The organism is Thalassoroseus sp., from assembly GCF_984380535.1.
Genome location: NZ_CFHRBF010000003.1, coordinates 83,330 through 95,526, shown reverse-complemented (window position 1 = coordinate 95,526; position 12,197 = coordinate 83,330). Strand labels below are relative to the sequence as shown.

At 54.5% G+C, this 12,197-nt stretch carries 11 protein-coding genes; 4 read left to right on the top strand and 7 right to left on the bottom strand.

Annotated elements, in window-relative coordinates; genetic code table 11:
- Positions 1 to 61: 61 nt before the first annotated feature.
- The 3 genes from AC5DDB_RS05010 to AC5DDB_RS05000 form a co-directional block, all read right to left on the bottom strand.
- Entirely contained in the window at positions 62 to 739 is a 678-nt protein-coding gene (locus AC5DDB_RS05010) for an RNA polymerase sigma factor (protein ID WP_491738588.1), read from the bottom strand.
- 253 nt (positions 740 to 992) lie between these two features.
- Positions 993 to 1,541: a PspA/IM30 family protein gene (locus AC5DDB_RS05005; RefSeq protein ID WP_491738587.1), complete on the bottom strand. Its 549-nt coding sequence runs from the start codon at positions 1,539 to 1,541 to the stop codon at positions 993 to 995.
- 104 nt (positions 1,542 to 1,645) lie between these two features.
- Positions 1,646 to 2,257 (bottom strand): sigma-70 family RNA polymerase sigma factor, encoded by a 612-nt coding sequence (locus AC5DDB_RS05000; RefSeq protein ID WP_491738586.1) that lies wholly within the window; start codon positions 2,255 to 2,257, stop codon positions 1,646 to 1,648.
- A gap of 140 nt (positions 2,258 to 2,397) precedes the next feature.
- Here AC5DDB_RS05000 and AC5DDB_RS04995 point away from each other — a divergent pair, with 140 nt between their 5' ends.
- Both AC5DDB_RS04995 and AC5DDB_RS04990 read left to right on the top strand, forming a co-directional pair.
- Positions 2,398 to 3,642 carry a lactate racemase domain-containing protein gene (locus AC5DDB_RS04995; protein ID WP_491738585.1) on the top strand — a complete coding sequence of 415 codons (1,245 nt, stop codon included), beginning with the start codon at positions 2,398 to 2,400 and terminating at the stop codon, positions 3,640 to 3,642.
- 377 nt (positions 3,643 to 4,019) lie between these two features.
- Positions 4,020 to 5,021 (top strand): hypothetical protein, encoded by a 1,002-nt coding sequence (locus tag AC5DDB_RS04990; RefSeq protein ID WP_491738584.1) that lies wholly within the window; start codon positions 4,020 to 4,022, stop codon positions 5,019 to 5,021.
- A 14-nt stretch (positions 5,022 to 5,035) separates the two neighbouring features.
- Here the strand turns inward: AC5DDB_RS04990 and AC5DDB_RS04985 are convergent, their stop codons facing one another.
- The 3 genes from AC5DDB_RS04985 to AC5DDB_RS04975 form a co-directional block, all read right to left on the bottom strand.
- Entirely contained in the window at positions 5,036 to 6,382 is a 1,347-nt protein-coding gene (locus AC5DDB_RS04985; protein ID WP_491738583.1) for a hypothetical protein, read from the bottom strand.
- Positions 6,383 to 6,451: 69 nt separating this feature from the next.
- Complete coding sequence (dxs, locus tag AC5DDB_RS04980) at positions 6,452 to 8,380, bottom strand: 1-deoxy-D-xylulose-5-phosphate synthase (protein ID WP_491738582.1); 1,929 nt, start codon at positions 8,378 to 8,380, stop codon at positions 6,452 to 6,454.
- A complete protein-coding gene (locus AC5DDB_RS04975; RefSeq protein ID WP_491738581.1) occupies positions 8,380 to 9,333 on the bottom strand; it encodes a polyprenyl synthetase family protein in 954 nt (317 codons plus the stop codon). The genes dxs and AC5DDB_RS04975 overlap by 1 nt, the downstream gene beginning before the upstream one ends.
- A 394-nt stretch (positions 9,334 to 9,727) precedes the next feature.
- Between AC5DDB_RS04975 and AC5DDB_RS04970 the strand changes: the two genes are divergently transcribed.
- On the top strand, positions 9,728 to 10,165 hold the full coding sequence (locus AC5DDB_RS04970; protein ID WP_491738580.1) for a hypothetical protein: 438 nt from the start codon (positions 9,728 to 9,730) through the stop codon (positions 10,163 to 10,165).
- Between the two features lie 98 nt (positions 10,166 to 10,263).
- Here the strand turns inward: AC5DDB_RS04970 and AC5DDB_RS04965 are convergent, their stop codons facing one another.
- Positions 10,264 to 11,055, bottom strand: a complete 792-nt coding sequence (locus AC5DDB_RS04965; RefSeq protein ID WP_491738579.1) for a hypothetical protein — start codon at positions 11,053 to 11,055, stop codon at positions 10,264 to 10,266.
- Positions 11,056 to 11,317: 262 nt separating this feature from the next.
- Here AC5DDB_RS04965 and AC5DDB_RS04960 point away from each other — a divergent pair, with 262 nt between their 5' ends.
- Positions 11,318 to 12,151 (top strand): amidohydrolase family protein, encoded by an 834-nt coding sequence (locus AC5DDB_RS04960; RefSeq protein WP_491738578.1) that lies wholly within the window; start codon positions 11,318 to 11,320, stop codon positions 12,149 to 12,151.
- Positions 12,152 to 12,197 lie beyond the last annotated feature (46 nt).

Genomic DNA, 12,197 nt, shown 5'->3' with positions numbered 1-12,197 from the left:
CGTCCGACCATGATTCCCTTGCGACGCGTACGATTCTCAATTCTTGTCCGTCGCATCGTGTTCAGGAAAATGGGTCCCCATCGAAGTGTTCTACGATTCGTGAGCGAATTTCCTTCACAAAATTGAAGATTTGCGTTGTGCCGTAGCCGTAACCTGCTTTGTCCAAAGCGGTTGCAACCTCCTGATATGTCAGGCTTTCGAATAAGTACAATCGGAAGGCCAACACCTGCTCGAACCGAAATTCCCCGGTCCGGACGGACTCTGTTAGGAAATCTTCGATTTCTCGGATGGCGCCGGCCACACGTGCTGCTTGCGATTGCCGGGCGATATCCGTTTCGGTTCCAGGTTCTGAGGGCCCTTCCTCGATGTTGCCTTGTCCACGGTGAAAGACATCACTCTTGCGCGGGCGAACCAGCGATGCGAACAAGTTCGTGACGACATCATCAAACCAAGTCGCAAATGCCGCCCGGCGAGGATGTTCAGTATCGAACTTGGATACCACGACTTGCAGGTGAATAGCGGCTTCGTGGATCAGATCGTCGCTGTCCAGTCCGCGTTTGGCGGCTGTGCGTTGGAAGCCCGTCGCAATTCGCGAAACCTGCGGTTCCAGATTGTTCCAGAGAATCGATCGGAGCGTCTCCGTATCTTCAGCGGTTGCGATCCGCTTTTGTAGCTGGCGGATAATCAGTAAATGCCGCCCGGCTGCCGCGATTCGTTCAATCGTTTGTGCATCTGGCATCGCAGAATCACTACGAAACCGTTTCTCGCATCGGTCGATCCATGTGGGCATATGCGATTGGAGACTGTCCCACAATCGCATGCGGATGGACTTGGAATTTTCGTCTGGCGCTGATCGAAACAGTTGCCAGTTTGTATCTGTCCAGCCGGATTCCCACACGTTTCGAACGCGGTTCGTCAATGAGTCTGGATTGGTGGAAGAATCAGACGCCGACATGCGTTTGGTATGAGCCCCGAAAAGGCGAGAGAAGTCGTCACGAATTTCCGAGCATACGTTTGAGTTCCGCAAGTTCGGCTTCGACTTGGTTGGCCCGTTCCGTATCGCTTGGTTGTGGTGGCGGTTCTTCGGTCGTCGGAGGAGCCGGCGAGACATCAGAGTCCGACTCATATTGCGTACGAGTTCGATGAGCTTCGGTCAGACGCGCTTCCAATGCTCGCAGAGTCGTGGAGAGATGCGACTGAGTGCTTTCGGCTGCCGTCAGTTGCTGCTCCAACCCGGCGATTAGGTCCGAGACTTCCTGCTTGCGAGCCAAAGCCGCCCGGGCAGCGTCTTCATTACCAGCTTCGAGTTCTTTCTTGGCTTTTTCGATCCATTCGGCGACTCGACTTTGATGTTCATCGATTTCCGACCGTAGGCGTTCCACGTTCCGTGACGCAGTCGCCACACTCCGCCGAGCGCCACCGAGCCCTTCTTCCATTTCCTCGATAATCCGAGACAACGCCGACTGCGGATCGTCCTCACGACGCAGCATCTCGGTCAGATTACATGTCACGATATCTGTGAGCCGATTGAAATAACTCATCGAAACGTTTCCTCAACAAGGCTCGCCAGCGAGAACAGGCGAGCCATTTCCATTATGTTCTTCGAGATTCGGTTGATATTGACGAATTCACGTTTTTCTTGGGTTTAGTCGGCTTCCGCTAGGCTGACGCCATAGGTTTTGAGTTTTTCCTGAAGTTTTTCACGGGCCAATCGCAGACGGCTTTTCGTGGTCGGAATCGAGGTGTCCATGATTTCGGCCACTTCCGGCAAACTTAGCCCTGCGTAAACGAACAATGTGAATGTAAAACGTTGTTCCTCGGGCAAACCATCGAGCAAGCTATCGACCAAATCGCGTAACTCACGCTGCGACGCCTTGGTCTCGGGTGGAATGAGTTCGGCCGCCAATCGAGCCATTCCATCGTCGTCGTCCTGGCTACGTCCGCGAACGGCTTTGACTAATGCATCGTGCGACTGTTTCCGCACGTTGTCGATCATCAAGTTCCGACCGATGCGGTACATCCATCCGCGAAACTTTCCGCGAGGGAGATAATCCCACGCTTGATTGTAAAGTTTGAGCAGCGTCTCCTGCGTCAAATCCTCGGCTAACTGAGCATCACGGACGTTACGAAAGAAGAACCCCCACAACGGTCCCTGATGTCGTTCCACAAGTCTTTCGAACGCGCGGTCCTCTCCCGCCTGCACGAGCAACATCAACTCGTCATCGGTCAATGTTCGGGAAAGGTTATCGGTTGTCATTGATATCTGAGTAGCCGAAATGGAGGACGGACACGCAAGTCTGTCGGTTGGCAAAGTCTTGCGAGTATTGACCCGCGAAACGCCATCCCTAATATAAGGAAACTTTCCCAGAACGCGAATCCTCAGCTCCGGAATTCTCCTTGTCCACGACCGAAATGCAAACGATCGTTCTCGATTATGGTGCGGAATCGCCGATTCGATTTCAAATCGAGACCGATCGCATCGTCGCTGCCATGCCAACTCCGCAGCCATTGGACGACGTCACCGCCTCGGCATTGGCTGCCTTGCAACAACCGTTGGACTTTCCACCGCTGATGCAATCGGTCATTCCTGACGACCATGTTGTATTGGCATTGGACACGGAAACTCCGCATGCAGCGGCGTTGGTCGCAGCGTGCTGGGAGTGTCTACGAGCCGCGGGAATCCAGCCGGAAAACGTCTTGATTCTTGAAACGCCATCCATTGCGGGTTCCCCAGAGACGGCGAACGATCCGCGTGCGCAACTCCCGGAGGAAGTTCGCGACCGCATCCAGTGGAAGCGTCATGTTCCAGGGCCTAAGGACGACTGCGCCTATCTCGCCTCGACTGCAGCGGGGGAAAGAATTTATCTCGCGCCCGAATTGGTTCACGCCGACACGGTTGTCTCGATCGGTTTGCTCGGCTTCGATCCCTTGCTGGGGTATCGCGGCACCAACAGCGTGTTTTATCCGGGAATGTCGACAGCCGAAGCCACGAAGAAATCGCAGGGGCAAGGGCATCAGGAACTCCGCCCGGATGACGAACGTCCGCTGCGTCAGTTGGTCGACGAAATCGGATGGTTGCTCGGGACGTTGTTCACCGTTCAAGTTGTGCCATCCATTGCAGGAGGAGTCAGCGAAGTTCTAGCCGGCGCGATCGATTCCGTAATGCGACAAGGGCGTAGTCGGCTGGATCAATACTTTCGGATCGAACTCGAGTACCGTGTCGAAACGGTCGTTGCTTCGATCGGAAACGAGAGTGCAGACCCCTGGCGTGCCCTAGGATCAGCGCTTTCGATGGCTCAGAAACTCGTCGGACGCGATGGCAAAGTCATCTTGCTGACCAGTCACGATCAGCTGCCTGATTCCGGTGTCGAGTTGCTGCAATCACACGATGAACCATCCGATATCCTGCCGAAATTGCGTCACATGAACCCTAGCGATCGTGACGCAGCGACTCAACTCGCAACCGCACTGGATTGGGCCAACGTGTATTTGCTCAGCCATTTGCCCGAGGAATTGGTGGAAGACCTCGGCATGTTCGCCATCGGTAAACCGGAAGAAGTCGAACGGTTACTGGCCCGCGAAGATCAAATCGTCTTCGTGCCAGCCGCCAATCGATCCTTCGGACGCGTTCGATCCGAGTGATTCCTACGTCGTCGATTCGATCACGCCATCATTGCGTTCACAGCTTTTCAGCAGCGGACGACGAATTGCTTTCTGTGAGTCGGCTGAGAGTTTTCCATAAGATCTGTCTAGTTCGCGAGAGTTCGCTCGGATTATCGCTTTGGCAGAGACGATATACTGAATGCAACTGCACATCTCGGAATTTATCTGCGTTGACTGCTGAAAAATTTGTGGTTTCTCAAAGAAACATTGATGCGACCAAGTTTGAGGTCGCGTTATACTGAATGTTGTTGATTTTTGAGTTATGTCACTCGCAACCGCATAGACGACCCCACGATTTCTTGCAATTTGATCAAGCGTGTAGCCGCTGGGGTATGATTTGGCGTTCGATGATGGCTATGACAATCGATGAATTCCTCAAGACTTTGGAGTCTTCGGCGACGCAAACGCCGGAGCAGATCGCTGTATTGCGTGACGAACTCCAAGTCCGATCGCCAGAGCGAAACGGCTCGCCATCGCACACCAATGGTGGCAACGGTCGTGGGATTCAAATCGGTCCGTGCCAAATTCTGTCGACAGCTGAGACCGACACCAAAGGCGTGACTTTCCTTGGACAACACTTCGAGAATGGACATGAGATGACCGTTCGCATGGTCTTTCCGAAGTCGGAGCGTCCCTTCTTGGGGACTGAGGAGGAACACGCGGCTCGTCAAAAGTTCGCACACCCGTCGCAAACTCCGGTCCTAGCGGTTGAGCAGATGGGAGAGTTTCTGTGCCTATGTCGTGATGCGACTGGCGGTGAGACACTCACTTCGATCGTGTCGGAAAGCGGGCCGTTTCCTGCCGAAGCTGCGATCGAGTGTGTCTCGCAAGCGGCACGGTATCTTCAAGAGGCTCGCGATGCCGGCTTCGTCAACGGCGAACTGCACGAGAGCCAGTGGATACTCGATGACGACGGTCGCCTGTGGCTGAATCCCGATCAACCGTTCTTGCAAATGGCGTCAATCCCGGACGCAACCGAACGTCTTGCTGCGGATCGAGAATCGCTGAGGTCGCTCTGGATTTTGTTGACGTTAGGGATCACAGCGAAGGAATACTGGAGTGGCTGTTCTGTCGCTCCGCTTTCCGAACCGTTGAATTCTGAGTTCTGGAACGAAGCGAAGACCGTTGGCGACGTGCTGGCGAAACTCGATCCCACCTATCACGTTGCAGCGGAATCGTACAACGAGTTTTCTAACGGTACCGCCTCCACGGACGAACGATCAGACAACTACACCCCGACTGCATCCGTTGAGAGATCGAATGAAGTTCAAAACGGTGGAAAAGCACCATCGCGGTTTGTCTGGATCGGTGGTGCGATCGCTGTGTTAGCCATTATCGGTTGGTGGCTGATGCAATAGCCGCGCAAGTTCGGTCATTCGTTGGCACTTGCGGGGGTGACGGTTTGGTCGACGAACGTGGTCTGCTCGATCAGTTTTTCGTCAGCGTCACCGAACTGTGGTTGCAGTTCCTTCTCGAAGGAAACTCCCCAGATTCCTTGCCGACCGGACTCATCCGCGACGAGGTAATAACGATGGACCATGTCAAGTTCCCGCGTGCGACCGGTCACTTCGATACGGTGCACGAATCGCTTGAATTTTGTGACACGTTCCGATGACGTGAACCGGTCCGAATCGCCAAGCCCCTTCTTGATGTTGGCTTCGAACTGGGCAATCGGCAAATGCTCACCTGGCGCAGCGTTGGGAAGTGTCGTCAGATTCGCTTGGGCAATCAAACTTCCTTCCTTGACCCACCGTAGAATCGCATTGCGTCCGCTTTGGTGAAAGACACGCCAGTCTCGACTATGTTGGACGGTGGTGCCATTTCCAAGTTGAAGTTTGAGAGCCAACATTTCGGCTGTCGGCTCCAGCGGAGTCGCGTCGGTCTGGCGTTGGGTGAGTCGACCGTTACTCGGTGCGGGAGAGCGGTCCAACGTGACGCTGGCCGTTACATCCATCCCGGGAGAAACGGGCCCGACGCTACGTTGTTCCGTCTGAGTCAATTCCACATGCCGAACATAGTTCTGTCGCATGTCGAACGTCAGAGCGCCTGAAAGTCGAAGTTTCGTTGTTGTCCCTTCCAACGCGCCTTCGACTTCGCCTTGAAAGGAAATCTCGGCTCGATCGTTCTCGGCAGACTCCAATCGGCATTTCAGGTCGGCTTTGAGCAGTGCTTCCGTCGCGGTGAGCATCTGCGGGACCCACGTCTCTGGGGTCCAGGAATCTCCAACTTCAACCGCCTTCGGTGGCAGCAGTCCGAGAATCGCGAGCGAATCACCGGGAGTGTGCAGCAGTTCCAACTCACTGACGGTCATCGTTCCGGACGGGCGATAAAACTGAATTCCCTCACGACGTCCATGGGCCACCACCAACTTATTGGTATCTTGCAACTTGGACGAGCTTTTATCTCGATCGACTTCAATTGCAGCGGTCGCCGACTCGTATTCCCGCAGCGACCGGAGGGTTTGCGCATCGCGACCTGCACCGGGAAGTCGTCGTTCCCGATAGCGGAACGTTGCGTCCACTTTCAAGGGCATTGCTCGCAACTCGCCGCCCTGTTGGGGTGTCTTGAGGACGCCACGAACGTTGACCGTACTGTTCACCTGCCACACGTTGCCGCTCGAAGCCGACTCCTCCAACGTGACGGTCTCAGCGATGACCGCGTTGCACCACAAAAGAATGCAAACGACTAGCACGGCTACAAGTGTGCGAAACAGTTTCATCTCACCCCTCCCTGTGTGTCGATCGAAACGTCTTCTAATCGGAGATTGCGACGAGCCCCGGCCGATCAATCAGACCGTGGATTCTGATTCCTCATGCGATTCGCTTCGGACACCGAACTGCTTAGCAAGATCGCGAGCGGTTTCTACGAAACCGGCTTCGTCGAGTCCCAATTCCGACAACAATTCATCGCGGTCGCCATGTTCGATGTAACGATCTGGAATCCCCAGACAGCGGATGTGCTTGGTATCGAGTCCTTGGCGATTCGCCGCCTCTAGTACCGCGGAACCAAAGCCGCCTTCCAGCGAACTTTCCTCAGCGGTAATCACAAATCCGCATTCCCGAATAGCGGCTAAAATTGTGTCTTCATCGAGCGGCTTGATGAATCGGGCGTTAACCACGCCGACGTTGAGCCCTTCCCGTTTTAGTCGAGCAGCCGCTTTGACGCAGGCATTGAACAGGGTGCCACACGCGACGAACATGCCGTCGGTGCCCCACTCGATCACCTCGGCTTTACCAAGTTCGACCGGCGTGTCGGGACGTTCGTAGTTCGTGATACCAGTCTTGGGGTAACGGATCGAAACTGGACCATCGTAGGTCAAAGCGAAGTCAAGCATCGGTTTGACATCACGTTCGTCAGCCGGAGCCATACACACCATGTTCGGGAACACCCGCATATACGTGTTGTCGAACACACCGTTATGCGTGGCACCGTCTGGGCCCGTCAATCCGGATCGGTCGAGGCAGAACGTCACTGGCAGGTTCTGCAGAGCGACTTCTTGGAAGATTTGGTCGAAAGATCGTTGAAGGAACGTACTGTAGATGTCCACAATCGGCCGCATGCCGCTCTTGGCCATCCCCCCAGCAAACGCCACCGCGTGACCTTCACAGATGCCCACATCGAAGAAGCGATCTGGGAAGTCGCTGCGGATCTTAGAGAGCTTGTTGCCGGCACACATCGCTGCCGTCAACACACAAACGCGGTTGTCGCGTTGCATGGCGTCGTAAATGGCAGACGAAACGACATTCGTATAAGCCACCGACGACGACGTATTGATCTTGAGAATGCCGTTTTGCCCGTTCCGTTGGAATGGCGGCGGCGTGTGGAACTTGACCGGGTCTTCCAAAGCCGGTTCGAAGCCATGGCCTTTTTCGGTAAAGACATGCAACAAGGTAGGGCCTTTGATGTCCTTGACCATCCGCAGGGTTTCCATCAACCCTTTGAGATCATGGCCATCGACCGGACCGATGTACCGGAACCCCATTTCCTCGAACAGCATCCCGCCGTGAAGAAACGTTTTCACGGATTCTTTGAACTGGTGAAGCGTGTCCGCGACGGACTCACCGACCATCGGCACCTTGTTCAATAACCAAGATACGTCTTTCTTGAGGCCGTTGTAGAAGCCGGTTGTGCGGGCTTTGTCGAGGTATTTCGCCAGTCCCCCGACGCGCGGACAAATGCCCATTTGATTGTCATTTAGGATGACAAGCATGTCTTTATTGAGTTCAGCGGCGTTGTTGAGGGCTTCGAATACAATCCCCGACGGAAACGCCCCATCACCGATGACGGCAACCGCTTTGCGATTGTCCTTGAATAGCAAATCGTCGGCGGCCTTCAACCCGAGAACGGTGGAGACACTCGAACCGGCGTGCCCGGTCATGAACAAGTCGTAGGGACTTTCCGCCGGGTTCGGGTAACCCATCAATCCGCCTTTTTGACGGATCGTTTTGAACTCGTGGTAACGGCCCGTGATGAGTTTGTGCGGATAGATTTGGTGACCGGTGTCCCAGATCAGGCGATCACGTGAGAAATCGTAAACCAAGTGCAACGCGATGCACAGTTCGACGACCCCAAGGTTGCTCGCGAAGTGAGCCGCTCGGTCGGAAACGACGTGACACAACGCCTCGCGGATCTCGGCGGCGACTTGCTGCAACTCGGCTTCGCTGAGTGCCTGCAAGTCTTTGGGGGAATTGATGTGGGGCAAAAATTCGTAGTTCATCAATGATTTCTCTCTAACACGAACCGAGCCAGCCCACTGAGGGCCTTCCGTCGGGAGCCGAATTCCGCTAGGGCACGCTCCGCCGTTCCGATCAATTTTTCCGCGCGGTTTCGACTCGTGTCCAAACCCAAAACGGATGGATAGGTCAATTTGCCAAGGTCGGCGTCCTTCCGCACGCTCTTGCCAAGTTCCTGGGCCGAGCCAACAACGTCTAATACGTCATCCGCAATTTGAAAGGCCAACCCAACACAATTTCCATAGATTGTGAGCGAATCGAGCTGCTCCGTCGAGGCTCTGGCGACAATCCCGCCAAGTTTTAGCGAATTGGCTAGCAATGCCCCAGTTTTTCGCCGGTGGATGGACTCCAAATGAGCCACCGCCGCTTCAGGATCGTCCTCAAACTGTTTGACGGGCTGATCTTCGAATCGGCCTTCACCGGCCAAATCGGCCATCTGCCCGCCGACCATACCGGCCGCTCCGCTCGCATGCGCTAAGGTCGAACAACACCGTGCGGCGACCAATTCGTCATCAAATCCGTTCGCCAAAGTTTCGAACGCCAATGTCAGCAATGCATCGCCAGCGAGAATCGCAGTGGCGTCGTCAAATTGTCGGTGACAAGTCGGACGACCACGCCGAAGATCGTCGTTGTCCATCGCAGGGAGATCGTCGTGAATCAGCGAGTATGTGTGGATCATTTCGACCGCACACGCGGCGGGCATCGCGTCTTCCCAGCGACCTTCGCAAGCGTCGCAGCCAAGTAGCACCAAAATCGGTCGCAATCGTTTTCCGCCAGCGAGCAAGCTGTATTCCATGGCGGATCGTAACCGCTCAGGAACTTCATGGGGTCGCAACCGGGCAGGCGAAACCGCGTCTTTGAGGGCATCTTCAATGCGAGGCACCAGTTGCTCACAAGCGGCGCTGAAATCGCGACTCGCAACCGATAGCCCCTCCATGAAGTTTCTCACTGTCGTGTTTTCTGAACAAAAAATCTTCGCCCACAGGTCGCTGCATTCTAGCGGTGCGAGAGAATCCTGCAAACCATGCGAAATCTTCAGACACATTTTCCCGAGAAAACAAGAATCGAGCCCCCGCCTGATTTACCTGAACTACCGATCCTGCCAATTTTCAGCCGGAGTTTGGAACGGTAGAATCGGACCAATCGTTCCAAATTGCCGGGCGTGTGGCGAATTGGCAACATCGTTGAAAAGATTCAACGCACGTTTGGTGTCTGTGTGGCAAAGTTCCCGTGACTGGAAAAGTTTCCCGGATCGCAACTGCCGCTTGTTGGCGACGCGTCTCCCCTAACCGGGACCTTAGGAATTAATCCCCAATAGGAACTTCGACACGATGAAAACGATGAAATTCGCGTTGGTCTTGGTGGCATTTGCCGCAACTGGTTCACAAGTTGAAGCCGGCTTGTTCGATTGCTTCTGCAAAAAAGAACCTGCCTGCTGTGCTCCCATCGAGTACTGTGTCTCTGAGCCGATCTGCTGCACCCCAGAGCCAATCTGCAGCGTCGAGCCGACCTGCTGTGCTCCTGCCGCTGTTCACTGTGCTCCTGTGTGTGCTGCACCAGCTCCGGTTTGCCAATCCGCACCGGTCTGCTGTGAAGCTGCTCCCATGTGCTGTGAACCTGCTCCGGTTTGCTGCGATTGCTACAGCTACTGCCCACCGAAAAAAGAGTGCTTCCTCAAACGCATGATTCGTTGTGCTTGGAAAGCCGAAGCTCGCAAGAACAAGTGGTTCGCCGACCGCTTGGACATGGACTATCCTTACGGATACTAAGAGACACCGGCGTTACGCCGACTCTCTCCAGCTTTCTCGACCGCTTTACGCCCTGCGTGAAGCGGTTTTTTCACGTTGACGATGTTCCGCCCCTCCGTTCAATTCCATTGGGGCGACCGCTTTGCGACGTCAAGAATCTTCACGGCTTTCTGCACTTGTTCGCCCGCACGGTTCTGGAGAACGATGTTCCCCGACTCACTTGCAACAAACTGAGCACGTTTGAACAGACGAAAAGCGATCTGCCAGGCACTTCGTCCTCCAAAGATTCCACCGAGATTGAGGAGATCGGTTGCCATTCCGTCCGCGTCACTAATTTTCCGGTGAAGTGCAAACGCTCGGCCGAAACATCGGACCGCTCCTTCGAAATCGTCTTGACCGGCCCGAATCAATCCGAGTGTCCCCCAATCCGCAGCTTCGCCCGCACGGTTGCCAGTCTGAATTTCCCAAGCAAGTGATCGACGGATCAAATCGTCCGCCAATGCATATTCCCCTGCCAGAAATGCATCCGCTGCCCGCCCTGCAAGGTCAGCCGGCGAACAACTCTCACTGTATCCCAGTGATATCTGTTGCCAAGAGGCCGCCGTATGACGATCACCCAGGTTTCGGAACACCGTGGCGAGTTCGTGAGCCACGACCGGTCTCAAATCGTCGTCGCCATTTTCGATCGCCGATCGATATAAACTGGTCAGGTCTTCGATGGCCTCGGAAACCTCGCCAACCGAGCACAGAAATCGGGCGTGTCGCAGACGAAAGTTCGGCAGATCGAAATCTGCAAGAAGGCGGCTCCACAGCGTTTTCGCGGTTGGGATATCACCCCGATGTTGGTGAAACTCAGCTTGCTCCATTAGCAAAAAGGCAGGAGCAAACGACTCGGAGGAATTGGTCAGCACTTCGGAACCTTTCGAAACGACATAATCGACGAATCGAGAGAATCCGTGTTGCAGCGAAGTTATTTGCCTGGGCAAATTGTTGGAGAAGGCTGTGCGATGATCAGTCGCTCCTCATAAACTACCGATTTTTCCTATTGTGTCAATTATGCGTTTTCGATTCCGTTGAATTTTCTGCCGTTTGAATTGTACGCTTAACGAGTCCCGCGACACCGATCAGTCACAAGTCTTGACAACTGCAAGCGTTCCAGAAAGTGATTCCGACATGAACCGAATCGATAGCCATCATCACTTCTGGAAATATGACCCGGCCGAATATGGCTGGATTGGCCCGGATATGGGCGTGCTCCGACGCGACTTTCTCCCGGATGATCTCTATGGCGTGAAGCAAGCCAATGACATCGAAGGAGTTGTGTCTGTCCAGGCTCGTCAGACCGTCGAGGAAACCGAAGCCCTGCTCAGCTTCGCGGAGGAGACCTCCTGGATTCGGGGTGTTGTCGGGTGGGTTCCGTTGGCCGCTTCAGACGTCCAGAATGTGTTAGAGACCTTCGCCGACCGCCCCAAGTTAAAGGGGGTCCGGCATGTTGTCCAAGACGAACCCGACGATCGATTTCTTCTTCGTGAGGATTTCAATCGTGGAATCACGGCATTGAAGCCGTTCGGATTGGTGTACGACATTCTGATCTACGCACGACAACTCTCTGCGACGATTGAGTTTGTGGATCGACACCCCGATCAGTCTTTTGTCCTCGACCATATCGCAAAGCCGACGATTCAGGCGGCGGAATTCGATGAAACTTGGGCGAACCTTCTCCGCGAACTGGCCAAACGCCCTCATGTTTCGTGCAAGTTTTCCGGCGTTGTCACGGAAGTTCGTGACCCCGAATGGACCATCGAGACCGTGCGTCCCTATTGGGATGTCGCATTAGATGCGTTCGGTCCAACCCGATTGATGTACGGAAGTGACTGGCCAGTCTGTTTGCTAGAAAGCAGTTACAATCAATGGGTGGACTGTATCGCAACTCTCGTCCAGGAATTAAGTTCCGACGAGCAGCTTGCATTTTGGTCAGGTAATGCGACACGAGCCTATCAACTCTAAATCTGATCTCCGGCCCAGATTTGATGAAATTCTGTAATTCGATCTT

Coding starts and splice junctions, on each gene's coding strand:
- AC5DDB_RS05010 (WP_491738588.1), bottom strand. CDS start 739: ATGCCAGATGCACAAACGATTGAACGAATCGCGGCAGCCGGGCGGCAT.
- AC5DDB_RS05005 (WP_491738587.1), bottom strand. CDS start 1,541: ATGAGTTATTTCAATCGGCTCACAGATATCGTGACATGTAATCTGACC.
- AC5DDB_RS05000 (WP_491738586.1), bottom strand. CDS start 2,257: ATGACAACCGATAACCTTTCCCGAACATTGACCGATGACGAGTTGATG.
- AC5DDB_RS04990 (WP_491738584.1), top strand. CDS start 4,020: ATGACAATCGATGAATTCCTCAAGACTTTGGAGTCTTCGGCGACGCAA.
- AC5DDB_RS04985 (WP_491738583.1), bottom strand. CDS start 6,382: ATGAAACTGTTTCGCACACTTGTAGCCGTGCTAGTCGTTTGCATTCTT.
- dxs (WP_491738582.1), bottom strand. CDS start 8,380: ATGAACTACGAATTTTTGCCCCACATCAATTCCCCCAAAGACTTGCAG.
- AC5DDB_RS04975 (WP_491738581.1), bottom strand. CDS start 9,333: ATGGAGGGGCTATCGGTTGCGAGTCGCGATTTCAGCGCCGCTTGTGAG.
- AC5DDB_RS04970 (WP_491738580.1), top strand. CDS start 9,728: ATGAAAACGATGAAATTCGCGTTGGTCTTGGTGGCATTTGCCGCAACT.
- AC5DDB_RS04960 (WP_491738578.1), top strand. CDS start 11,318: ATGAACCGAATCGATAGCCATCATCACTTCTGGAAATATGACCCGGCC.